General features: G+C 68.4%; 24 protein-coding genes. 6 read left to right on the top strand and 18 right to left on the bottom strand.

From position 1 onward, the window contains the following. The 4 genes from QSJ18_RS09640 to QSJ18_RS09625 all read right to left on the bottom strand — a co-directional run bounded on the left by QSJ18_RS09640 (position 1) and on the right by QSJ18_RS09625 (position 2,821). Entirely contained in the window at positions 1-540 is a 540-nt protein-coding gene (locus QSJ18_RS09640; protein WP_286326167.1) for a barstar family protein, read from the bottom strand. After that, the gene (locus QSJ18_RS09635; protein WP_286326186.1) at positions 537-1,094 is read right to left on the bottom strand and encodes a guanyl-specific ribonuclease; all 558 of its coding nucleotides are present in this window, start codon (positions 1,092-1,094) and stop codon (positions 537-539) included. Before QSJ18_RS09635 ends, QSJ18_RS09640 begins: the two co-directional genes overlap by 4 nt. 77 nt (positions 1,095-1,171) lie before the next feature. Then, on the bottom strand, positions 1,172-2,182 hold the full coding sequence (locus QSJ18_RS09630) for an N-acetylglutamate synthase, CG3035 family (RefSeq protein WP_286326165.1): 1,011 nt from the start codon (positions 2,180-2,182) through the stop codon (positions 1,172-1,174). A gap of 21 nt (positions 2,183-2,203) precedes the next feature. Beyond that, complete coding sequence (locus QSJ18_RS09625; protein WP_286326164.1) at positions 2,204-2,821, bottom strand: peptide deformylase; 618 nt, start codon at positions 2,819-2,821, stop codon at positions 2,204-2,206. A gap of 260 nt (positions 2,822-3,081) precedes the next feature. On the opposite strand from QSJ18_RS09625, the gene QSJ18_RS09620 reads away from it, so the two are divergent. From QSJ18_RS09620 to QSJ18_RS09605, 4 genes are all read left to right on the top strand, one after another. After that, positions 3,082-3,438: a DUF3263 domain-containing protein gene (locus QSJ18_RS09620; RefSeq protein WP_286326163.1), complete on the top strand. Its 357-nt coding sequence runs from the start codon at positions 3,082-3,084 to the stop codon at positions 3,436-3,438. A gap of 46 nt (positions 3,439-3,484) precedes the next feature. Continuing rightward, positions 3,485-3,985 (top strand): LytR C-terminal domain-containing protein, encoded by a 501-nt coding sequence (locus QSJ18_RS09615; RefSeq protein WP_286326162.1) that lies wholly within the window; start codon positions 3,485-3,487, stop codon positions 3,983-3,985. A gap of 114 nt (positions 3,986-4,099) precedes the next feature. Further along, positions 4,100-4,777: a superoxide dismutase family protein gene (locus QSJ18_RS09610; protein ID WP_286326161.1), complete on the top strand. Its 678-nt coding sequence runs from the start codon at positions 4,100-4,102 to the stop codon at positions 4,775-4,777. A gap of 57 nt (positions 4,778-4,834) precedes the next feature. After that, a complete protein-coding gene (locus QSJ18_RS09605) occupies positions 4,835-5,953 on the top strand; it encodes a glutamate--cysteine ligase (protein WP_286326185.1) in 1,119 nt (372 codons plus the stop codon). Between the two features lie 59 nt (positions 5,954-6,012). On the opposite strand, the gene mnhG is transcribed toward QSJ18_RS09605, so the two are convergent. Genes mnhG through QSJ18_RS09575 form a run of 6 tightly spaced genes read right to left on the bottom strand, consistent with a single transcriptional unit; the run spans position 6,013 to position 12,487 of the window. Then, positions 6,013-6,345: a monovalent cation/H(+) antiporter subunit G gene (gene mnhG, locus QSJ18_RS09600; RefSeq protein WP_286326160.1), complete on the bottom strand. Its 333-nt coding sequence runs from the start codon at positions 6,343-6,345 to the stop codon at positions 6,013-6,015. Then, entirely contained in the window at positions 6,342-6,605 is a 264-nt protein-coding gene (locus tag QSJ18_RS09595) for a monovalent cation/H+ antiporter complex subunit F (protein WP_286326159.1), read from the bottom strand. The genes mnhG and QSJ18_RS09595 overlap by 4 nt, the downstream gene beginning before the upstream one ends. After that, on the bottom strand, positions 6,602-7,366 hold the full coding sequence (locus QSJ18_RS09590) for a Na+/H+ antiporter subunit E (RefSeq protein WP_286326158.1): 765 nt from the start codon (positions 7,364-7,366) through the stop codon (positions 6,602-6,604). The genes QSJ18_RS09595 and QSJ18_RS09590 overlap by 4 nt, the downstream gene beginning before the upstream one ends. Then, on the bottom strand, positions 7,363-8,976 hold the full coding sequence (locus QSJ18_RS09585) for a Na+/H+ antiporter subunit D (RefSeq protein WP_286326157.1): 1,614 nt from the start codon (positions 8,974-8,976) through the stop codon (positions 7,363-7,365). Before QSJ18_RS09585 ends, QSJ18_RS09590 begins: the two co-directional genes overlap by 4 nt. Then, a complete protein-coding gene (locus QSJ18_RS09580) occupies positions 8,973-9,578 on the bottom strand; it encodes a Na(+)/H(+) antiporter subunit C (RefSeq protein WP_286326156.1) in 606 nt (201 codons plus the stop codon). Before QSJ18_RS09580 ends, QSJ18_RS09585 begins: the two co-directional genes overlap by 4 nt. After that, a complete protein-coding gene (locus tag QSJ18_RS09575) occupies positions 9,575-12,487 on the bottom strand; it encodes a Na+/H+ antiporter subunit A (protein WP_286326155.1) in 2,913 nt (970 codons plus the stop codon). The genes QSJ18_RS09580 and QSJ18_RS09575 overlap by 4 nt, the downstream gene beginning before the upstream one ends. Positions 12,488-12,561: 74 nt before the next feature. Between QSJ18_RS09575 and QSJ18_RS09570 the strand changes: the two genes are divergently transcribed. Beyond that, entirely contained in the window at positions 12,562-12,990 is a 429-nt protein-coding gene (locus tag QSJ18_RS09570) for a hypothetical protein (protein ID WP_286326154.1), read from the top strand. 9 nt (positions 12,991-12,999) lie between these two features. On the opposite strand, the gene QSJ18_RS09565 is transcribed toward QSJ18_RS09570, so the two are convergent. The 4 genes from QSJ18_RS09565 to moeA form a co-directional block, all read right to left on the bottom strand. After that, a complete protein-coding gene (locus QSJ18_RS09565) occupies positions 13,000-15,258 on the bottom strand; it encodes an AAA family ATPase (RefSeq protein WP_286326153.1) in 2,259 nt (752 codons plus the stop codon). Then, positions 15,255-16,253 (bottom strand): CDP-alcohol phosphatidyltransferase family protein, encoded by a 999-nt coding sequence (locus QSJ18_RS09560; RefSeq protein ID WP_462476037.1) that lies wholly within the window; start codon positions 16,251-16,253, stop codon positions 15,255-15,257. Before QSJ18_RS09560 ends, QSJ18_RS09565 begins: the two co-directional genes overlap by 4 nt. A 7-nt stretch (positions 16,254-16,260) precedes the next feature. Continuing rightward, a complete protein-coding gene (locus tag QSJ18_RS09555) occupies positions 16,261-16,995 on the bottom strand; it encodes a phosphatidylserine decarboxylase (protein WP_286326152.1) in 735 nt (244 codons plus the stop codon). Positions 16,996-17,152: 157 nt separating this feature from the next. Next, the gene (moeA, locus tag QSJ18_RS09550) at positions 17,153-18,373 is read right to left on the bottom strand and encodes a molybdopterin molybdotransferase MoeA (protein WP_286326151.1); all 1,221 of its coding nucleotides are present in this window, start codon (positions 18,371-18,373) and stop codon (positions 17,153-17,155) included. A 102-nt stretch (positions 18,374-18,475) separates the two neighbouring features. Here moeA and QSJ18_RS09545 point away from each other — a divergent pair, with 102 nt between their 5' ends. Further along, positions 18,476-19,273, top strand: a complete 798-nt coding sequence (locus QSJ18_RS09545; protein ID WP_286326150.1) for an HAD-IIA family hydrolase — start codon at positions 18,476-18,478, stop codon at positions 19,271-19,273. Between the two features lie 87 nt (positions 19,274-19,360). Here the strand turns inward: QSJ18_RS09545 and QSJ18_RS09540 are convergent, their stop codons facing one another. The 4 genes from QSJ18_RS09540 to QSJ18_RS09525 form a co-directional block, all read right to left on the bottom strand. Continuing rightward, on the bottom strand, positions 19,361-19,819 hold the full coding sequence (locus QSJ18_RS09540; protein ID WP_286326149.1) for an SRPBCC family protein: 459 nt from the start codon (positions 19,817-19,819) through the stop codon (positions 19,361-19,363). Positions 19,820-19,886: 67 nt separating this feature from the next. Further along, the gene (locus tag QSJ18_RS09535) at positions 19,887-20,315 is read right to left on the bottom strand and encodes a DUF350 domain-containing protein (protein WP_286326183.1); all 429 of its coding nucleotides are present in this window, start codon (positions 20,313-20,315) and stop codon (positions 19,887-19,889) included. Positions 20,316-20,405: 90 nt separating this feature from the next. Continuing rightward, positions 20,406-21,773, bottom strand: coding sequence for an NtaA/DmoA family FMN-dependent monooxygenase (locus QSJ18_RS09530; RefSeq protein ID WP_286326148.1), 1,368 nt, complete (start codon positions 21,771-21,773; stop codon positions 20,406-20,408). After that, positions 21,770-22,951, bottom strand: a complete 1,182-nt coding sequence (locus QSJ18_RS09525) for an LLM class flavin-dependent oxidoreductase (RefSeq protein ID WP_286326147.1) — start codon at positions 22,949-22,951, stop codon at positions 21,770-21,772. The genes QSJ18_RS09530 and QSJ18_RS09525 overlap by 4 nt, the downstream gene beginning before the upstream one ends. Positions 22,952-23,051: the final 100 nt, after the last annotated feature.

The following is a 23,051-nucleotide window of genomic DNA, read 5'->3' as shown; positions in this document are numbered from 1 at the left end:
CTACTCCTCGATTGTCGCCAGAGAGACACCGGCCGCCCGCCAGCGCAGTCGAACGGTCTCGACGCGGGCTTGCGGCACCGACAGCACCACCGCGAAGACGGTGGGGTGACCGGCGATCCGGCTCCGATAGTCGTCGCGGTAGTGATCACGATAGAACGGCATCGAACCGGCGAACCAGTCGAAGACCGCGTCGTCGGCCGACAGGATGCGCTGCGCGTCGGTGATGTGCGTCAAGTATCCGCTGGGCGCCGGGCCGGGCATGTTGCTGTGGTCGAGGTCGCGCATACAGTCGTCGAAGGCTGCCATGTTGTGGCCGAAGTAGTCGGGGAAGTCCCAGGCCTGCGCGAAGCTCCGGTACAGACTGTCGATGGTGGTGGTGTGCGCACCGTCGATGGTGCGCACCTCGAACCCGACGGGCACCCCGGACAATCGGCGTGCGGTCTGCACCCCGACAACGGGTCCCCGACGACCGGCCGCCGCCAGGAACTGCGGCATCGGGGTGGGGTCAGACGGTGCGTGTGGCGTATTCGACGAACTCATCGTGGACCCCGGATCTGGACGAAGGTGCGGTAGTGATCGGCGGTGTACCAGGCGGACCCGTCGCTACCGGTGACGATCCGTTCCGCGTCGCGGCCACGACCGGGTTGTTTCGGATTGACGTCCCACTCCTGATAGGCGACGCGCTTTCCGTTCGCGTCGGTGGCCGGGAGCCGACGTTCGCTGTTACGGAAGACGATTCCGCCGCGGGTGCCGGGGGCATTGGCCGCGTCCGGCCAGTCGCCCGAGTCGATCAGCGTCAGCGTGCGTTGCACGTGGACCGGGACATCGCCGGACGGCCCGGGGGCCGGGGTGCGGGTGGCCCGCGGTCGGGGAACGCTCGACGCCGGGGTCTTGGGCTTGGTCGAACCGGGTTTGGCCGCTGTGCTTGTGGCGCCGGTCTTCTTCGCGGTCGTGGAGGCTTTCGCGGATGACTTCTGCTGGGTGGATGTGCTCGCCGCAGGCCGGCTCGCCGACGAATCGTCGGTGCGGTTGTTGAGGAACCAGGTGACGCCGAGCACGGCCAATACGACGACCAGCACGACGGCCGTGATCATCGCCTGTCGACGCCGCTGCGCGACACTGGCCGGACCCGACTTTCGTTTCCGGCCAGTCTTGTCGGCTGGTGGTTGGGTCACTGCTCGATCTCCTCGGTCATCTGCTCGGTGCCGCCGGCGGGCAGGGTGAGGTACCGGTACTCGTGGTGCAGGCCGAATCCGATTCGGCGATACCACGATCCGGCCACCCGGTTGGTGATGTCGACCTGAACGTAGGCGCGCACGGCACCTCGTTCGACGCCCCACTCGAACAGCCGGGACACGACGGTGGTGGCGAGGCCGACGCGACGATGGGCCGGGTCCGTCCACACCGCGGACAATCCCAGCCATGAGATGCCATCGGGGGCGGTGGTCACCGCGGCACGACCGATCGCGATCGGCGTCGCTGCGCTACCGTTGACGGCCGCGAAGACGACCGGTCCGTCCGCACTCGCCAGAACTCTTGTGGCGGTGCCCAGTTCCCGCTCGCCGTGCACATAGGCCCGAACCCACTCCGGTGTGAGTGTGTCGGCGAGCGTGACCGTGGACAGCCGTTCGGTGGTGGATGTGGCGTCGGCAGGCAGGTCGCGGGTCAGTACCTGGACGCGCGGGCCGTCGTCGCCGTCGAGACCGGTCGCGGCCAGGAGCCGGTCGGGCAGCACGAGGCGGGTGGGCAGTCCGCGGGTGGTGAACCACTCACCGATCCGGGTCAGCGACGACTCCGTCGGTCGCGCGGAACGATCCAGGGGCAGAGCGCAATTCGCGCGGCGGCTGAAACCGTCGGCCGCACGCAGCAGCCAGCCGTCGACGTCTGCCGATTCCAGGCCGGGCCATGCCGCGGCAGCTGCCATCTCCAGTGCGCGGATCTCGCTGTTGCGCACCGTCTTCGCCGACAACAGCCGAACCGAGGTGATCCGCGCGCGCGGAATGGACTCGGCCACCCCGTCGCGCTCGAGGATCAGTGGGTCGCCGTCGTCGAGCAGGATGCCGGTCACATCGGACCGGGCGGCGCCATGGTCACCGCGCCAATCCGCCGGGGTCGCGTCGCCGAGCAGATAGCGGACGACGACCCGGTCCCCGACGAAGAGGTCGGTGGCAGGCGAGATCACCGGCAGCCGATCCCCGCCGACTCAGTCTTCGTAGTCATCGTCGTCGTGGCCGAAGGGGTCGGTCACCGAACCGGGGAGCCAGGTCAACCCGGGCACACCCCACTTGTTCTTCTTGATCGCCTTCTTCGCGCCGCGCGCGTTCCGGCCGATCAGCACATCCACATACAGGTAGCCGTCGAGATGGCCGGTCTCGTGCTGCAGCATGCGCGCGAAGAAGCCGCTGCCCTCGACCACGATCTCCTCGCCGTTGCGGTCGACCCCGGTCACCCGCGCCCAGTCGGCGCGACCGGTCGGGAACTGTTCACCCGGAACCGACAGGCAACCCTCGACGTCGTCGTCGGGGTCGGGCATGGTCTCCGGGATCTCGGAGGTCTCCAGGACCGGGTTGATGACCTCGCCGCGGCGACGGGTCGCGACGTGGCGTTCGCCGTCGGGGCAGTCATAGACGAACATGCGCAGACCGACGCCGACCTGATTGGCCGCCAGGCCGACACCGCGGGCGGCGTCCATCGTCTCGTACATGTCGTCGAGCAGTGTGACCACCTCGGCCGAGGGGCGGCCGTCGGCGTCGAGGGGGACCGGTGCGGTCGGCTCGTGCAACACGGGCTCGCCGACGATGCAGATCGGGAGAATCGCCATGCGGGTCAGACTACTGCGGCCCCGACGACGACTGTGACAGCGGTTATGCGGGATCGCATCGGCATGGCCGCGGGGTCGCGCCGATAATGTCATTCGCGCGCAGGCACCGGGCGAGTCACAACACCTTCGCGTTAACGAATCATGGTTAGATGACTAGCGAACCACAGCATTGTCATTCGATTCGCCGGGCGGACCACTCACCGGCGTTGCCGTTGGCGATGAGGTGAGGGTCGACGAGCGGCGAATCGTGAGGGAGCGAGATGGACGGCGCAGCTGCGCGTAGCCAGAAACAGGGCAATCAATCGACCCCCGAAAACCTTGCCGCCGACCAGTCGGCGGTCGACCCGCATGAGGTCGGGGCGGACGGACTGACGCGACGCGAACACGACATCCTGTCCTTCGAGCGGCAGTGGTGGAAGTACGCGGGCGCCAAAGAAGAAGCCATCAAAGAACTCTTCGGATTGTCGGCGACCCGGTACTACCAGGTCCTCAACGCACTGGTCGACCGGCCGGAGGCGCTGGCCGCCGATCCCATGCTCGTCAAGCGACTCCGTCGGCTGCGCGCGTCCCGCCAGAAGGCGCGTGCGGCCCGTCGCCTGGGCTTCGAGATCACCTGAGTGCTGATCCGGGTTCGGGTCCGCATGTGCGTTAAGGTCGTCGGTGATGAATGCAGACCGTGAGCCCAATCGCCTGCCGTTTCGTGCCGGGGCCATGCTGTTGTTCGCGGTGGCCGTCGTCTTCATCGGGCTCGGCTGGCATTCGGCTGTGACCTCGGGTGATGACGAGGACAGTGCACCTGCCGCCGGACCCGCCACGGTGACCACGCCGGTCGCCCCGCCGACGTCGACCGTCGAGGCGAGCACCAAATCCGTCTGCGTGATCAACGCCGGTGAGGTCGAAGGTCTCGCCGGGAAGGTCACCGCCGAACTCAAGCAGCAGGGTTACAAGACCCGCAAGGCGCGCAACTACAGCGGTGGCGGTTTCAGCGAGAACACCATCTTCTACGACGACGCGGCGACCAAGGCGCAGGCCGACAAGGTCAACGCCGCACTCGGCGGCACCTACACCCTCGAAGAGCGGCCCTCGACCTTCGCCTCGATCTGCGCCGATGGCATCCCCGTCATCGCCTACACCGACGCGGAGACCCCCTCGGGCGGGCAGTGACCGCCACGGGGCCATCCAGATTGCGGTGGCGGTCGGACAATCCGCCATCCCCCATCGTCCGTTCGACCCCGTAGATCTAGGATCTACGCAGACCCTGATCGATCAAGGAGTGAGATGTCTGCCAGCACGAAGCCCCGTAAGACCACCCTGCGTGTCGCCACCGCGCTCGCGTCGATGGGCGTGATCGGTTTCGCGCTGGTCGGCTGCAGCCCCGACGAAGAGGCCACCAATCAGAAGGGCACCACCCCGCCGGTGGTTCCCGGTGCGTCCCTCCCCGCCGGCGCGGTCGACAACGCGGACCACATCCCGACCGGCCAGTTGGCCACCGCCGCGATCAAGAATGAGGCGGGCGACGTCGTGGGCCGGGCGACCTTCACCGCGGAGAACCCGAACTCGCCGGTGACCATCACCGTGAAGGTGACCGGCGGCGACATCGCCCCCGGCTTCCACGGCATGCACCTGCACGCCAAGGGCGTGTGCGAACCGGGCACCGACGGTGCGGCCTTCGGGGCGGCAGGCAGCCACCTGCAGGCCGAGGGCCATACCGGCCACCCGTCCAGCGGTGACCTGATCTCGATCAACATCCTCGCCGACCACACCGGTCTGACCACCACCGTCACCGATTCGGTGAAGCTGGCCGACGTCTTCGGCAAGGCGATCGTGATCCACGAGAAGCCGGACAACTTCGGCAACATCCCCACCGAGTACGCACCCAAGCCCAACCAGAAGACCTTGGACACCGGCGACGCCGGCGCGCGAGTCGCGTGCGGTGTCATCCGCGAGGGCGAGTGATCGTTCGCCGATCGTCGGTGTATGCGGTCGTGATCACCTCTGGGGGTTGACATGCTGGTGACTCCGATCCCATTCGAGTCGTCGCCGACACCGTCGCTCGGCGTCGAATGGGAGTTCGCACTCACCGACAAGGTCACCGGTGACCTGTCCAACTCGGCGGCCGCACTCTTCGGTGCGGTCGCCGACCACTGCCCCGACCATGCGGGCAAGATTCACAAGGAACTGCTGCGCAACACCGTCGAACTCGTCACCGGTATCTGCCGTACCACCGGTGAGGCGATCGACGATCTCAGCGGCACCCTCGGGGTGGTGCGCAAGCTCACCGAAGATCTCGGCGTCGACCTGTACGGCGCGGGAACCCATCCGTTCGCGGAATGGTCGACGCAGCTGCTCACCGAGGGGCACCGCTACGCGGAGTTGATCGAACGCACCCAGTGGTGGGGCAGGCAGATGCTGATCTGGGGCGTGCACGTCCACGTCGGCATCGGCCATCGCGATCGGGTGCTGCCGGTGATCGACGCGCTGCTCAACTACTACCCGCACCTGCTGGCGCTCTCGTCGTCGTCGCCGATGTGGTCGGGACAGGACACCAGCTACGCGAGCAACCGGGCGATGATGTTCCAGCAGTTGCCGACCGCGGGCCTGCCGTTCCAGTTCCACACGTGGGCGCAGTTCGAGAAGTTCGTCACCGATCAGAAGACGACCGGCATCATCGACCACCTCAACGAGATCCGCTGGGACATCCGGCCCTCACCGCACCTGGGGACGATCGAGGTCCGGGTGTGCGACGGGATGACCAACGTGGCGGAATTGTCTGCGGTGGTCGCGCTGATCCACTGTCTCGTCGTCGATCTCGATCGTCGGCTGCAGGCCGGGGAGACCCTGCCGACGATGGCGCCGTGGCTGGTCCAGGAGAACAAGTGGCGGGCCGCCCGATACGGCCTGGACGCAATCGTCATCCTCGACCGGGAATGTTCGGAACGGCTGGTCACCGACGACCTCGCAGACCTGCTCGAACGGCTGCAGCCGATCGCCCGGGAACTCGACTGCGTGACGGAACTGTCCCGGGTGGCCGACATCATCGCCAACGGCGCCAGCTATCAGCGGCAGCGCGCCGTGCACGCCCGGACCGGTGACATGCGATCGGTGGTCGCCTCGGTGGTCGCCGAACTCTGAACCACCCGATTTCGTAGTACGACAACGCATTCTGCGCTGGCTTGTACTACGAAACCGCTCTAGTCGCGGTCGCCGACCTCCATGTCGGCGCGGTCCATGAGCCCGTCGCGGGCGCGTTGCTCCTGGTAGACGAGCCGGCCGATCCGGTGGGCGACGACCGGTGCGGTCATCAGCGCGAACAGGCCGGCGAGGATCAGCATGCCGACGTCGGCGCGCTCGCCGACGCGAATCATGGTGCCGATCAGCATCAGCACCAGACCCAGCGTCTGCGGTTTGGTCGCGGCGTGCATCCGGCTCAGCGTGTCGGGGAAGCGGACGAGACCGATGGCGGCGGTGAGCGCCATCGTGCTGCCGAGCAGGAGCAGCGTCGCACTGACGATGTCGACGATCATGTCTGGTCGTCCCGCACCCGGAACCGGGCGATCGCGACCGACCCGGTGAAACTGAGCAACGACAGCGCGACGATCGAGGCGACCACGGTGGAGTCGTCGCTGAAGGCGGCCCACAGCGCAAGACCGCACATACACAGCGCGATCAGCACATCCATACCCACCAGTCGGTCCAGGGTGGTGGGACCCATCAGGATGCGGACGGTGGTCAGCACCGCCGATAGCGCCAGCATCGATGCGGTCACGATCCACACGACGGTCATGTCTGGCTCCCTTCGGTGGTCGGTCGGTCGATCGTGCGGCGGACGCCGCCGTGGAAGTCGTCGTCGATGCCGTGATACGGGCTCGGATGCCATTCGCTGTCGCGCTCGAAGGCCTGCACGAAGGTCCGTTCCACATAGGCGATCTGCCGGTAGAACGCGCGCACCTTCTTCTCCGAACGAACGTCGAAGACGTGGATGTACAACATGCGACGCCGATGGTCGATCTCCAGCACCATCGTGCCGGGAACCAAGTTGAGGTAGTCGACGGCCAGGGTCAGCACCATGTCGGATTTGATGGCCAGCCGGACCCGCATCACCGCGCCCAACGGTGGACGTCCGGGCCGGACCGCCATCCAGGCGACCTGGGCACTCGACACCATGAAGTCGTAGATCAGGCGCAGTACCAGCCGCAGCACCGACAACGGGTGGATGCGGCCCTCGACGGGTACCCGTGGCAACGGCAGCACGGTCAGCACAGCCGCGGCGAGCAACAGTCCACCGAGGACATTCGCCCAGGACAGGGTGCCCCACAGCAGAACCCAGACGAAGGCGAGCCAGGCGATGGTCCACAGCCGGACGGCGACTTCGCGGAAGTCGGAGCCGAACCAGCGCGGGAGCCGCACATGATTGCGCGTCCACACGAACAGCCGCACCAGATTCCAGAGCAGGAACAGCAGCGACAGCCGCCAGGCGTTGATCAGGAAGCTTCGGACCGGTCGTCGGGTGGCGGTGGCCGGTGTGCGTTCTGCGCTGTCGCTCATCGGGGTTCACCTCCGCCCAGGACCGCATCGACATAGACGCTGCGATCCATGATGTCGTCTGCGGCCCGGTCGGTGAAACCGAGGATGGGGCCCGCCCACAGCGTCAGCACCAGCCCGGCGGCGACCATGACCGCGGTGGGGGCCACCATCGTGATCGGCATACGGCCGACGTCGTCGCGATCGTCGAAGGCGATGTCGGTGCTCTCGTCGATCAGTGCCGACGGTGCGGCGTCGGCCAGGTCACCCTCCGGGGCGTCGGCGCGTGGACGCCAGAAACCCTTGGTCCACACGCGGGCGACGACATACAGCGTCAGCAGGCTGGTGATCACCGAACCCGCGACCAGCACCCACGCCAGCACCGACCCGTCCTGGGCGCCGGCCTGTAGTAGGGCGACCTTCCCGATGAAACCGGAGAACGGCGGGATACCACCCAGATTGAGCGCCGGGATGAGGAACAGTCCGGCGAGTACCGGGCTGGCGATCAGACCGCCGAGCCGTCGCAGCGACGCCGACCCGGCCTGCCGTTCGATCAGACCCACGACCAGGAACAGGGTGGTCTGCACGAGAATGTGGTGGGCCACGTAGTAGATCGCCGCCGACAGGCCGATCTGGGAGGACAACGCGATCCCGAACACCATGTAGCCGATGTGGCTGACCAGGGTGAACGACAGCAGCCGCTTGATGTCGGACTGGGCGATGGCACCCAGGATGCCGACGATCATGGTGAGCAGACCGGCGATGAGCAGCATCGTGTCCATCGATCCGCCCGGGAACAACAAGGTGTGGGCGCGGACGATCGCGTACACACCGACCTTGGTCAGCAACCCGGCGAACACCGCGGTGACCGGGGCCGGGGCGGTCGGATAGGAGTCGGGCAGCCAGGCGGACAGCGGGAAGACCGCCGCTTTGATGCCGAAGGCGACCAGCAGCACCGCGTACAGCGCGTTGCGGGTGCCGTCCGGGACGTCATCGAGGCGGGTGGCCATCTCGGCCAGGTTGAGGGTGCCGGTGGTGGCATAGGCGAAGGCGATGCCGGCCAGGAAGATCAGCGACGACACCATCGACACCATCACATACGACGCGCCCGCCCGGACACGTTCGGGACTGGCGCCCACGGTCAGCAGCACGAAGCTCGCCGCCAGCAACACCTCGAAGGAGACGTACAGATTGAACAGGTCACCGGCGAGGAAGGCGTTGCACACGCCCATGGTGAGGATCAGGTACGTGGGCAGGAAGATCGACGTCGGCTGTTCGCTGGTGCCGTCGCGGATACCCTGGCCGATCGCGTAGACGACGACGCAGAGCAGCACACTCGTCGAGACCACCAGCATCAGCGCCGACAACTGGTCGACGACCAGGGTGATGCCCAGCGGGCCGTTGCCGAATCCCTTGTCGCCCCAGCCGCCGATGTTCAGCGCCCAGGTGCCGTGTTCGTTGGTCAGGTACAGCAGCAGACAGGACGCCACGAAGGCGGTGCCGATGGCGCCGATGGTGACCACACGCTGGAAACGCGGGCTGCGGCCGAGCAGGAGGGTCAGGGCGGCCGCGAGCAGCGGCACCAACGTCGGCAGGGTGATCAGGACCGGGAACCACGAGGTGGACGGGGTCATCGGCGCTCACCTCCCTCGGGGGAGATGTTGTCGTTGTCGTTGTCGTTGTCGTCGGGATCGATCTCGACGATCACATCCGAGTCGGTCGGCATGAGGTCGGTTTCCAGCCGTTCGGCGCGGTGCTGAGCGGCTTCCTCTGGGGTCAGCGGATTGCCCTCGTCGTCGAAGAAGTCGCCTGCGGTGGTGTCGGCGAGGGTGACCGGGTCGTCGCTGCGGTCGCGGTCGGGTGCGGTGTCCAGCGAACCGGACAGGATCTTCACGTCCTCGGTGTCGTCCTCGACGTCGTCGTCGTCGCGGTTGATCACGAACAGGCGGTAGACCAGCGACAACACGAAGGCGGCCACACCCATCGTGATCACGATGGCGGTCAGCACCATGCCCTGCGCCAGCGGATCGGCGTCGTTGGATCGGGCATCGGGGGACCGGCCCATGATCGGCGGATTACCCATGCCGCCGGAGACCACGATGATCAGCAGGTTGAGGGCGTTGCCACACAGCAGCAGCCCCAGCAGCATACGGACCAGGCTGCGTTCCATCAGCAGATAGGCGCCGCAGGCGGCGAGCACACCCATCACGACGAGTAGCAGCAGATTGACGGTCATCGGTTCACCCACTGCTGGTTGGTGAGCATGCTGTTGGCCGGCACCGCGGTCTCGACGTCGAGGCGTGCGCCGAGGCTGCGCAGGATGTCGAGGACCAGCCCGATGACGATCAGATAGATGCCCAGGTCGAAGAAGAGGGCGGTGACCAGCTTGATGTCGCCGAGGACGGGCACCGTGATCGTGAAGACCGACGAGCTCAGCGCCGGGGCGCCGGCCAGCATGGAGACGAAGGCGGTCGTCGCGGAGATGGCCAGACCGGCTCCGAGGATGCGGCCCGGTTCGATGGGCAGTGCCTCGCCGAGTTCGTAGCGGCCACCGGCCAGATAGCGCAGCACCAGGGCGAGACCCATGGTGAGACCGCCGGCGAAACCGCCGCCGGGAGCGTTGTGGCCTGCGTAGAAGAAGTACACCGACAGCACGACCATCGTCGGGAAGATCAGTCGGGTCGTCGCCTCCAGGACCATCGAACGGTGCCGTGGATCGCGCAGGCCGCTGCCGAGTAGCCAGGTGGTGCGGTCGGGCGGGATCGGATCGTCGTCCTCGGTCGTCGCGAAGCTGGCGGCTCCGGCGAGGCGGGTGGCGTCGGCGACGCGTGGCGCGGCCCCGAACCGGCGGTTGCGGAACACCATCGAGGCGACGCCGGTGGCGGCGACGATCAGAACCGACACCTCGCCGAGGGTGTCCCAGGCGCGGATGTCGACGAGCAGCACGTTCACCGCGTTGGCGCCGTGGCCGAAGTCGTAGGCGGCCTCGGGTAGATCGACATGGAGGGGTTCGGTGGACCGGGCGGCAGCGGCGAACAGGCCGATCACCACGAGCGACAACCCGAAGGCGACGCCGATCAGCGCGCGCAGCGGCTGGAAACCGGTGGCGTGACGCGGTTCGGGTTCGGCGGGCAGTTTACGCAGCACCAGCACGAAGATGACCAGGGTCAGCGTCTCCACCAGGAACTGGGTCAACGCCAGGTCGGGTGCACCGAACAGCGCGAACAGCATGCCGCAGCCATAGCCGGTGATCCCGACGATCAGGGTCGCCGCCAGCCGGTTGCGCAGCACCGTGACCGCGAGGGCGGCCGCGACCATGATGCCGCCGATCACGGCCTGTGCCGCGGTGGTCGACAGGTCGACGTCGAGCCGGTCGCGCGCACCCCAGAACAGCACGATCAGCGGCAACACGATCGCGGTCGTCAGGATGACGCCGAGGGTGATGGGCAGCGAACCGCGCTGGGTGTTGCGGGTCAACATCAGCGACAGCGTGTCCGCGCCGCGCAGCGTGGCGTCGTAGATGCGGTCGGCGTTGACCAGCGGTCGGTAGCGGAACAGCTGTTCCCGCATCCGGCGCGCGACCAGGAACACCGCCGCACCGCCGACGACGACCACGATCGAGAACACCACCGGCAGCCCGAAACCGTGCCACATCGACAGATGTTCGATCTCGTGACCGTAGGCGGGCAGGGTTTGCGCATACGGCTCGAAGAGATTGCCGATACTGCCTGCGACGAAGGCCGAGATCACACCGCCGACGGCGAGTACCGCAGGCGACAGGTGGAACAGTGCGCCGGGCGGATGCATCTTCGCCACCGCCGGGCTGGGTTTGCTGCGCACCTTGCGGCCGAAGGCGCCCCACAGGAACCGGCAGGTGTAGGCGAAGGTGATGATCGAGCCGACGAGCAGCACGATGTCGATCGTCTCGGCCTGCCAGGACGTGAACGACCCGGTGGTCCACACCGACCCGAAGGCGGTTTCCTTACCGATGAAGCCGAAGGTGAAGGGCAGTCCGGCCATGCTGGCACCGGCGACGGCGGCGATCACCGCCAGGACGGGCAGCCGCTGTCCGAGACGGGCCAGTTTGCGGATGTCGCGGGTACCGGTCGAGTGGTCGATGATGCCGACCACCATGAACAGTGCGGCTTTGAACATCGCGTGGGCGACGAGCATGGTCAGGCCGGCCATCGCCACATTCGCGTCACCGATACCGACCAGCACCGCCATGAAGCCGAGCTGGGAGACGGTGCCGAAGGCGAGGATGAGTTTCAGATCGAGTTCGCGCAGCGAACGCCAGCCGCCGAGCACCATCGTCAACGAACCGAGTACGACGACGGCGATATGCCAGCTGGTGGTCGTCGCGAAGGCGGGGGCGAGGCGGGCGATCAGATAGATGCCTGCCTTCACCATGGCCGCGGCGTGCAGGTACGCGCTGACCGGGGTCGGGGCGGCCATCGCACCCGGCAGCCAGAAGTGGAACGGGACGATGGCCGACTTGCTCAGCGCGCCGATGAGGATCAGCACGATCGCGACGTCGACCAGTGTTCCCGACGCGGGTGGGTCGGCCAGCACTTCGGACAGCAGATAGGTGCCCGACCGTTCACCCAGCATGATGATGCCGACGAGCATTGCCAGACCGCCCAGGGTGGTGACCAGCAGGGCCTGGGTGGCGGCGCGGCGGGCGGTGGCGCGGACCGCGTAGAAGCCGACGAGCATGAACGACAGGATCGTCGTCAGCTCCCAGAAGACGTAGAGGACCAGCATGTTGTCCGAGACCACGAGGCCGAACATCGCCGCCGCGAACGCGATCATCTCGCCGCCGAAGATCGCGACCCGACGACGCGCGTTGTCGAAGTAGTGTGCGCAGTAGCACAGCACCAGCGCGCCGACGCCGAGGATCAACACCGACAAGATGGCGGCGAGGGTATCGAAGCGGGTGACGATGTCCATATGCAGACTCGGCACCCATTCCAGGGTTTCGACGCGGGCCTGTGCGGGATCGGCTGGGGGCCAGTTGGCGATCACCCAGATGAGACCACCTGCGGGTGCGAGCGCGAGAACGTAGAAACCCTTGGTGCCCAACGCGTGGATCACGGCTGGCGCGAGGACAGCACAGACTGTCAACGCAGCCAACACAGAAATCAAAAGGGCACTCCGTCTTTCGTCACCGGCGGGGTGTCACGGACGACTGCCCGCGCACCTAGCTTACCGTTGCTCACATGTTCCGGTTCGACTGGCTGGCACGAGCACTGCTGGCGGCGGTGGCGATGATGGCGTTCGTAGGTGTGGTGTCGGGGTGTGGCACGGCCGAGGAATCCGCCCCGCCGGGGGCGCCACTGCCTGCGGATTTCCCGACTTCGGAGGTGCCGTTGATCGACGGCACGGTACTCAGCGCCACCGGCGACGCCGACCACGGATGGATCGTCACGATGCAGGGTCCGGCCAACGGCGGCAACCAACTCGACGCGGCGGTGACGAAGCTGACCGACGACGGCTACGAGGTGAACTCCCGCGACGATGCCGGCGCCGAACGGACGGCGACGCTCACCGCGCGCAAGGGCGACACCACCTTCACGGTCGTGGTCGGGGTGTCCCCGCAGGCCGCGGGCGGGACGGCGTCGGTGATCTACCAGGTGTCGGCGCGCTGAACGGGTGAGCTACTCGATCCGGCGCTCGGCGTAGGCGCGGAGATTCTCCACCTGCGCGGCGTCCAGGGAGGGCCGAACACGGTCGCGGGCGGTGGCGACATCTTCGGCGGTGACCGTCGCGGCATCGATGTTGCGTCGCATCGCCGACAGCGCTGCCTCCCGGAGCAGCGCCGAGCAGTCGGCCGCCGAGTAGCCGTCGAGGTCGGTGGCTAGTGTGTGCAGGTCGATGTCGTCGGCGAGCGGGACGTTGCGGCTGGCGGTGGTGAGGATGTCGGTTCGGGCGTCGGCGTCCGGCGGCGGCACGAAGACGAGCCGTTCGAGTCGGCCGGGACGCAACAGGGCCGGGTCGATCAGATCCGGGCGGTTGGTGGCGCCGAGCACCACCACATCCTGGAGCGGTTCGACACCGTCGAGTTCGGTGAGCAGCGCCGCGACGACCCGGTCCGACACCCCGGAATCGCTGGACTGGCCCCGGCGTGGGGCGAGGGCGTCGACCTCGTCGAGGAAGATCAGCGACGGTGCCGATTCGCGGGCCCGTGCGAACAGGTCGCGGACCGCCTTCTCCGACGACCCGACCCATTTGTCCATCAGTTCGGCGCCCTTGACGGTGTGCACCGACAACTGGCCCGACGCGGCCAGCGCGCGGACGACGAAGGTCTTGCCGCATCCCGGCGGGCCGAACAGCAGCACGCCGCGCGGTGGGTCGACGCCGAGCCGGGCAAAGGTGTCGGGATGCTGCAGTGGCCACAGCACCGCCTCGGTGAGGGCCTGCTTGGTCTCCACCATGTCGCCGACGTCGTCGAGGGTGATGGAGCCGAGCGCGACCTCCGGGGAGTCGCCCCGCGACACCGGTCGGATGACGGTGAGTGCGCCCAGCAGATCGTCGGTCCGTAGGGAAGGTTCGATCGAATCATCTTCGGGTGTAGCGGATTTCGCGGTGACGCGGGCGGCGGCACGCAACGCCGCCTCACGGGCGAGGGCGGCCAGATCACCGGCGACGAAGCCGGGTGCGCGGGCCGCGACAGCTGTGAGGTCCAGTTCGCCGTCGGCCGGGACGCCCTTCAGGATCGCCGACAACAGGCGGGCGCGGGTGGCGGCGTCGGGCAGCCCGACGATCAGTTCGCGGTCGCACAGGTCGGGGTCGCGTAGCCGGCCGTCGAGACGAGCGGGTTCGGCGGTCGTGGCGATGAGTGCCACCCGGCCGTCGGCGAGCGTCGTGCGCAGCGCGTCGAGGATCAGTGTCGCCACCGGCTCGGGGTCGGCGGGCAGCAGGGCGTCGACGTCTGTGATCAGCAGCACCCCGCCGGTGGGCAGCGCGCCGATCGCGTCGGTCACCGATCGCAGCCGGGCGGTCGCCTCCAATGCGCCGGTGGTGGGTCCGTCGACGACGGCGAGCTGACGGTCGGCGCACACCGACCGCACCAGCGTCGCCTTTCCGGCGCCGGCCGGACCGCTGATGAGCACCCCGAGGCGCGGGGCGGCACCGAGGGTGCGCAGCACTTCCGGTTCGTCGAGGGTGATGGTCAGCCACTCGGTGAGTTTGGTGATCTGGGTGTCGACGCCGACGAGTTCGGCGACCGGCCGCACCGGGACCGGCGGGCTCGGTGTCGTCGCGTTCGGGGCCGGGTTCGGGGCCGAGGCTGTGCCGACGGTCGGGGCACCGGCGTCGGCCCGGGTTGTCGGGGCGACCGCGTCGACGCGGCCGGTGTTTCCGGCCCACAGGACCGCGGTGTTGGGTTGCACGCTCACCGGCGACGCCGGGTCCGACCCGGCCACCGTCAGCAATTCGTTGGTCCAGGTGATCCCCACCGACCGGGCCAGCGATCGGGTCGCCTCGGTGGCGGCGAGTTCGGGACCGAGGTCGCGGGGCAGCAGCGACACCGCGTCACCGACCGACAGGACCTTGCCGAGCAGCGCGCGGCGCAGTGTGGTCTCGTCGACTGAACCCGAGGCCAGCGCCGAACCGCTGACGATCACGCGGCTCGCGCCGTGTACGACGACCGGTGCCAGGACGACGGCCGCGTTCTCGCGGACCCCGGCGTTGGAGAAGGTGATGTCGTCGAGCAGCGCTGCGCCGGTGGGCACCGATGCGTCGGCGGCCGCGATCACCGCCGCCGTGACCCGTGCGCCGGTGATCGACACCGCATCCCATTCGCGCAACGCCAGCGCGGTGAGCACCTCGGGGTGTACCCGGACGATGCCGCGTCGCGCATCGGCGGCGGACGTATTGAGCCGGGCGGTGAGGGTCAAACCGGCCGGTGCGGTCATCTGGTCTCGCCTTCGGGATCGGTGCGGTGGCCTGCGGGTTTGTGCAGGCCGAGGCGGCCTTGGCCAAGTTTGATCACCGGACGTCGGCGGCCGGAGTCGGCGCGGATCGCACGACGCTGAGCCCGACGTTCGGCCGGCCGCTCATCCCAGAACTCCGGTCTCGAGGCGACCCACCGGCGCGACCGCCAGGCGAACGGGATGTGTGCGGCGTAACCGGCGATCGCGATCATCATCAGCACGTACGGGTAGGTCAGCAGCAACGCGGCCGCGACCGCGACGACGATGAGCAGTGCGGCCAGCGCGCTGGGTGCGACCTTCGCCGCCTTGAGAGACGCGGTCGGCACCCGGCTCACCGCGAGCAGCGCCACGACGACCAGCCAGCCGCCGACCGCCGCCGGGGAGGTCCACCAGCCGTCGCCGAACTGCTGGGCCAGTCCGATCGGGAGCAGCGCACCGATCGCGGCCGCAGGCGCGGGTACGCCGACGAAGAAGTCCCGGGTGTAGGCGGGCGCGTCATCGTCGTCGAGCAGGGTGTTGAACCGCGCCAACCGCAGGACGATGGCGCAGCAGTAGATCAGTGCCAGGGCCCAGCCGAGATCTTCGCCGTTGAGCAGATGGAAGTAGACGATCATCGCCGGCACCACGCCGAAGTTGATCGCGTCGGCCAGCGAGTCGATCTCGGCACCGATCCGGGTGGTCGCACCCATCAGCCGGGCGACCCGGCCGTCGATGCCGTCGAGCAGAGCGGCGGCCACCACCAGGCCCATCGCCGTGTTGATGTCGCCGGTCGACGCCGCGCGCATCGCGGTGAGACCGGCACAGATGGCGAGGATGGTCAGCGCCGACGGCACGAACATTCGGCCCGCCGCGGCCTGCCTACGCAGGCGGTTGCGTTCGGCGGGGCTGCGGCCAGCGGAGGTCGCGCGGGGGATGCTGCCTGCGACGCGGCTGGTCGGTTGACGCGACGAGCGGCTGGCGCGGTTGCGGACCATCATCATCGTGTCAGCTCGGCCGGCCCAGGACGGCCAGGGCGGTCTCGCCGCCGACCGCGCGCTGCCCAACCGCGACGTTCGGGACGGTTCCCGCGGGTAGGTAGACGTCGACGCGCGAACCGAAGCGGATCAGACCGTAGGTATCCCCGATGTTCAGCTGGTCGCCGACATTCGGCTCGCACACGATGCGGCGGGCGATCAGTCCGGCGATCTGGACGACGGCGATCTCCGTTTCGACGCCGGTGGAGTCGGCGCAGCGGATGGTCATGGTGGTGTGTTCGTTGTCGGTGCTGGCCGCGGGCAGATCTGCGGACAGGAACGCGCCCGGCGTGTGGGTGACGCCGGTGACCGTGCCGGCGATCGGCGCGCGCTGGACGTGCACGTCGAAGATCGAGAGGAAGGTCGACACGCGCGGCAGCGGTGCGGTACCCAGACCGGCCTCGGGCGGCGGCACGGCCTCATCGACGAGGGCGACGGTGCCGTCAGCGGGGGCGACCACGATGCCCGCACCGGTCGGTGCGACCCGCTTGGGGTGGCGGAAGAAGGCTGCGCAGGCGCCCGCGGTGAGTGCGGCGGGGCGCGCGATCCAGCGATGTCTGCGGCCCAGCACGGCGACGGCGGCCGGGCCGACGACGAAGGGGAGACCGGCGCGGTGGATCGGCGGGATGGTCTGCTTGGCCAACTCGACCAGGTGGGCGAGGGGATCGAGATCACCTGTGCCGTCCGGCCGTGGACGTCTGGCCACCGTCTACCTCCTGTTGGGCCCGTTCGGGCCGATCGTCGTGCGTATGCCGGTCGGCACGTCGTACAGCTTAGAGGGCGTGGGCCGAGCCGTTCTCGTTCGCGGTGGCGGGGTTCGTTCAACGCGGCGACGCCGCTCGCGGTCCCCGTCGGGGCCACCGTCAGTCGTCGAGCACCATCACCTCGACCGCGGCGTCGGCGGGCAACTCGGTCACGTCGACCGGGATGTCGATGAGCGCGTCGGCGGCGGCGAGAAACCGCAGGTGGTGGGATGCGGGCGGACCGATCGGCTCGACGACCGGCCCGGCCGGGTCGGCGCGCAGGACGCCGCGCAGGAACTGTCGTTTGCCCTGTGGCGAGCGGATCGGCGCGCCCAGCCGGGCGGTGATCCGACGACGGTCGGGTGGCAGGCCCATGGCGGTGCGCAGCGCGGGCCGGATGAACACCTCGAAGGAGACCAGCGCGCTGACCGGGTTACCGGGCAGCGTGATGATCGGCACCCGGCGGCCGTTGGGTGCGGTGACGGTGCCTGCGCCCTGCGGCATTCCGGGTTGCATGGCGACCTTGACGAAGTCGACGGTGCCGCCTCCGGTGAGCGCGTCCTTGACCACTTCGAAGGCGCCCGCGCTGACCCCGCCGGAGGTGATGATCAGGTCGGCGTCGTCGGCGACCGAGTCCAGGCGTGCCAGGAAATCGCCGGTGTCGTCGGGGACGAAGTGCAGGTGCTCGGCGTCCGCGCCGGCCAGGGTGACGGCCGCGGTCAGCATTGCGCCGTTGGATTCGTAGATCTGGCCGTGCCGCAGCGGGGTGCCCGCGGCGACCAGTTCGGATCCGGTGGACAACACCACGGCCCGCAGCCGCCGCCCGACGACGACGTCGGCGATGCCGAGGGCCGCGAGCAGGCCGATCTGCGGTGCTCCGAGCACCAGCCCGGCCGGCAGCGCCTCCGCTCCGGCGGTGATGTCGGATCCGGCCCGACGGATGTGTTTACCCACGTCGACGGCTCCGGTGATGGTGACGGTCGTGGTGGCGGCGTCGGTGTACTCGACCGGCACCACCGCATCGGCGCCGTCGGGCACTGCTGCACCGGTCATGATGCGGTGCGCGGTGCCGGGGGCCAGGGTCAGTTCGTCGGTGCGTCCGGCCGGGATGTCCTCGGCGACGGGCAGGCGGACCGGATGGTTGGGGGTGGCGCCGACGATGTCGGCGGCTCGTACGGCGTATCCGTCCATGGCCGAGTTGTCGAAGCCGGGCAGGGTGATCGGCGCGGTCACCGCCTCGATGGTCGCCGAGCCGAGTGCCTGTGCGGGGGGTCGGAGGACGGGGTCGGGGGCGTCGAACAGCGCTGCGACGATGCGCTGATGTTCGGATACCGATCGCATACGCCCATGCTGCCATCGGGGTCGCGGGTTCACTACGGTCGCGTCCCGCTCCGGCGACATCTCGACCAGCGGCCCGGAGGCGACCCGATTACATTCGGATCCATGACATTGGGGTTGCTGCTCGACATCGACGGGGTGATGGTCACCTCGTGGCAGGCGCTGCCCGGCGCCGTCGATGCGCTGGCAACACTCGACGAGCGGGGTGTGCCCCGGATGTTCTTGACCAACACCACCTCTCGGTCGCGGACCGAGATCGCGTGTGCGCTGGGCAAATGCGGGTTCGACGTGGCGCCGGAGGAGATCCTCACCGCGGCCAAGCTGACCGCCGAATACGTGTCCGCGAACTACCCGGGGAAACGGGTGTGGGTGCTCAATCAGGGGCCGATCGCCGAGGATATGACCGGCGTCGAGCTCACCGACGACCCGGCGTCGGCGCAGGTCGTCGTCCTGGGCGGGGCTGGATCGGTGTTCACCCACGACGCTTTGTCGACGGTGCTGGAGCTGATGATCGCGAAGGTGCCGGTGGTCGCGATGCACCGCTCGATGACCTGGTCCACCGCGCAGGGACTCAAGATCGACACCGGCGTGTACCTCGAGGGTTTGGAGAAGGCGGTCGGCCGCAAGATCAAGGCGGTCGGCAAACCGTCTCCGGTGGGCTTCCGGGCCGCGGTCGATCTGATGGGGCTCGAACCGAATCAGGTGGTGATGGTCGGCGACGATATGCACAACGACGTGCTGGGCGCGCAGGCGTCGGCGCTGATCGGGGTGTTGGTGCGGACCGGAAAGTTCCGTGCCGATGCGCTGCGTGAGTTGCAGCGGGACGAGTTCGGGCCGGTGCCCGACCACATCATCGATTCGGTCGCCGACCTGCCCGCGCTGTACGACCGGCTCAACGGCTGACCGCCGCACCCGCAAAACCACCACAAATGGACAGAACCACCGGTTTCAAACCGGTGGTTCTGTCCAAGAGTGGTGGTTCTGTCGGGGTCAGTTCTCGACGGCCCGCTTGATCTTGCCGAGGGTCTCGGCCATCCCGACCTTGAGTTCGGCTTCGAAGGTGTCGTTGCCGCCGAGGACCTTGTCGACCAGGAAGGCCGACACCTTCGAGGTCTGGCCGTTGACGGCCACGCGACGTTCGGTGACGGTGACGCCGCCCGCTTCGGCCGGGGTGATCTCGTAGCTCCACACGGTGTTGTTCTCGCTGATGCGGAATCCGATGCGCTTATTCGGCTCGAACTGCACCACCTTCGCGGTCGTCGGCCAGACCAGCGCGCCACGGCGGTTGAAGTTGATGGTCTTGGTGTCGAGGGCGACGGGTCCGCGAACGATCATCTTCAGGCACTGCGGGCTCCATTCACCCATGCGCTTGAGGTCGGAGATGACCGTCCACACCTGCTCGGGTGTGGCGTTGATGTCGATGGACTCTTCGATGAGGGGGAGGGCCATGGATGCACCCTAAAGCCCTATTGGCTATGCGTCAATAAGCGTTGTCGACATCGTCCGGCGGGCAGGGTCAGACGAGGAGCGTGACGCCGATGACCGCGCCGATCCCGACGAAGACGGCGGCGGTGACCCAGGTGGCGGGGTGTTCGTCGTCGTCGAGCAGCAGGCTGCCGAGCTTTCCGGGGGTGAGCCAGTCGATGAGGACGAACGACCACATCATCACCGCGATCGCCAGCACGGTGTAGGCGATGGTGAACAGCAGTGCCCGCCACAGTTCCAGGGCCGCGGTGTCGATGACGGAGCAGATCAGCACCAGCGACACCGAGATGACCATCGAGGTGGTCAGGATGACGGCGTTGCGATTGTGTTCTCCCCACACCGACTGCCGCAGACGTCCGGGGGTGACGACGTCGAGGGCGAGGTAGCCGAGCAGGATCAGCGCGATGCCGACCAGACTGAACGATGAGGCATGGGCCAGGTTGTCGCGCAGCTGTTCGATCATCGGCGTCCATCTCCCGTTCGGCGTCCGCGTGTCGTCCACGCGTACGGGTGATCACCCGTGCCGCAACCCTATCGAGCCGTGCGCCGCTTACGCGGACGAAACCGCCGAGTGTCCGGTGTGCGGGGCCAGTCCGAGATTCTCCCGCAGGGTGACGCCCGGGTACTCCTCGCGATAGACGCCCAGTTCCTGCAGCTCCGGGACCACCTCGTCGACGAACCGGTCGAGGCCACCCGGGGTGATGTGCGGGACCAGGATGAAACCGTCGGCGGCGTCGGCCTGGACGAGGTTGTTGATCTCGGCGGCGACCGACCGCGGTGATCCGACGAAGGTCTGCCGTCCGGTGACCTCGATGATCAGCTCGCGGGTGGTGAGCTGCCTGGCCTCGGCCAGCGCGCGCCAGTCGGCGGCGACCGCGCGCGGATCGCGGTGGATGCGCACGCTCGCGCGGCCCCGGCTGATGGTGTTCTCGCCGGGGATGGGGTCGATCGCGGGCAGCGGGCCGTCGGGGTCGTGGTCGGAGAGGTCGCGGTTCCACAGTTGTTCGAGGAAGACGATCGCGGTCTGCGGACTGACCTGGGCGAGCCGGATCGCCCGCGCGGCCTCGGCCGCCTCGGCGTCGGTGTCGCCGAGTACGAAGGAGGCGGCAGGCAGGATCAGCAGGTCCTCGGCGCGACGACCGTGGGCGGGCAGCCTGCCCTTGACGTCGGCGTAGAACTCGCGGCCCGCGTCCAGCGTCGAGTGCCGGGAGAAGATGGCATCGGCGCTGCTCGCGGCGAAGTCGCGGCCCTCGGCGGAGTCGCCGGCCTGGAAGATCACCGGTCGGCCCTGCGGGCTCCGCGGTACCGGGAACCGGCCCCGGATGTCGAACTGCCCGTCGACGTGGTCGAAGAGTCCTGCGGCCGGGTCATCGAGGAAGACACCGGATTCCTTGTCCGCACGGATCGCGTTCTCCGGCCACGAATCCCACAGTTCGGTCGCGGTCTGCAGGAAGCTGCGCGCGCGGTCGTAGCGCTGGGATTCGGGGAGGTAGCCGCCCCGCCGGAAGTTCTGCCCGGTGAACTCGTCCCACGAGGTCACCACATTCCACGCGGCGCGTCCCTCCGACAGATGGTCGAGGGTGGCGAACTGGCGGGCCACCTCGAGCGGTTCGTTGAAGGTGGAGTTGATGGTGCCTGCCAGTCCGAGGCGGTCGGTGACGGCGGCCAGGGCGGCGAGGACGGTGAAGGTGTCGGGTCGTCCGACGACGTCGAGATCGTAGATCTCGCCGGCATGTTCGCGCAGGCGTAGGCCTTCGGCGAGGAACAGGAAGTCGAACAGGCCGCGTTCGGCGGTCCGCGCGAAGTGGCTGAAGGATTCGAATTCGATGTGGCTGCCCGCCGCCGGATCGCTCCACACGGTGGTGTTGTTGACGCCGGGGAAGTGGGCGGCGAGGTGTACCTGCTTGGGGATGGTCATCGGCTGCTTCCGAGGGTGGCGGTCTGGTCGAAGTGGTTCTCGGCCCGCGGTAGGCCGAGTCGTGCGCGCAGCGTGGTCGCGGAGGCGTCACTGATAGGACGGTGGAAGCCGGCCAGGGCGGCGAGGTCGTCGGGGATGGACGCGGGGCGGAGCCGAACGCCCTGGATGCCGGTTCCGGGCGCGGTCAGTTCGGCGATGGCGCTGGTCAGGTCGGCCGGGGTTCCCGCGAAAACGGTTGCACCGCCCGTGTATTCGAATCCGGCGAGGTCGTCGAGGCGGGATCGTCGGGCACGCGCCGCCGCTGCGGATTCGTCGAGGTGGACGAGTAGGTCGGCGAAGATGATCGGTGGCTGTCCCGGGCCGGTCGCCGACGATCGGATCTGCGTCGCGCCGCGGGCGGCGGTGGCCGGTTCGGTGGCGGCGATGAACGCGACGTCGGTGCGCGCCAGGTGTGCGGGCGCCGACTCCTGGTTCGCCGACGCCCCGCCGGCGAGTTCGACGGCTCCTGCGATGACCGGCCGGCCCTGGGGTGGCCGCGGGGTGATGGACGGGCCGCGAACGGAGAAGTATCGCCCACGAAAGTTGATGTGATGCAGCTTGTTCCGGTCGACGAACCGACCGGTGGTGATGTCGCGGATCTCGGCGTCGTCGGACCAGGAATCCCAGAGTAGACCCAAGACGTCGGCGTATTCGTCGGCCTCGGCGTAGAGGTGGTCGGTGGTCAGTTCCGCGGGATCGCGACGCCCGAACAGGGCTGCCCCGTCGGGCTGTGGGTCGACGTCGAGTAGTACGCCGGCCCGCCCATACCCGATGTAGTCCAGTGTCGCAATGGATTTCGCGGTATGGAACGGTTCGGTATGGGTGGTGGTCACGGTGGGCAGGATGCCGATCCGGCTGGTCGTGGGGGCGACCCGCGCCGCGATGAGTACCGAATCGCCGCGGCCGGTCACCACGTCCGTGCGCCCGGGATTGTCGAGGTGCGGGTCGGCGGGGCGGGCGGCGAATCCGTCGTCGAGGGTGAGCAGGTCGGCGCCGGTGGCCTCGGTGGCGGCCACGACGTCGGTCCAGTAGCGGGGGCTCAGCAGTTCCGTGGGGCGGGCGCTCGGGTCGCGCCAGGCGGCCGGATGCCAGCCGGTGCCACGCAGGGCGACGGCGACGAATGGGGATGGGTGCGTCATATCGGCGGCAACGTCGCCGCCACCGCCGATGACTCCCGGTGCCGACGATCGGATCAGCGGGGGTACAACCCTGTCCGGCGCACCCCGAGTGGGGCCTACT

Source organism: Gordonia heveisoli (genome assembly GCF_030315745.1).
Taxonomy (GTDB): Bacteria; Actinomycetota; Actinomycetes; order Mycobacteriales; family Mycobacteriaceae; genus Gordonia.
This window is presented reverse-complemented; position numbering and strand designations above follow the sequence as displayed.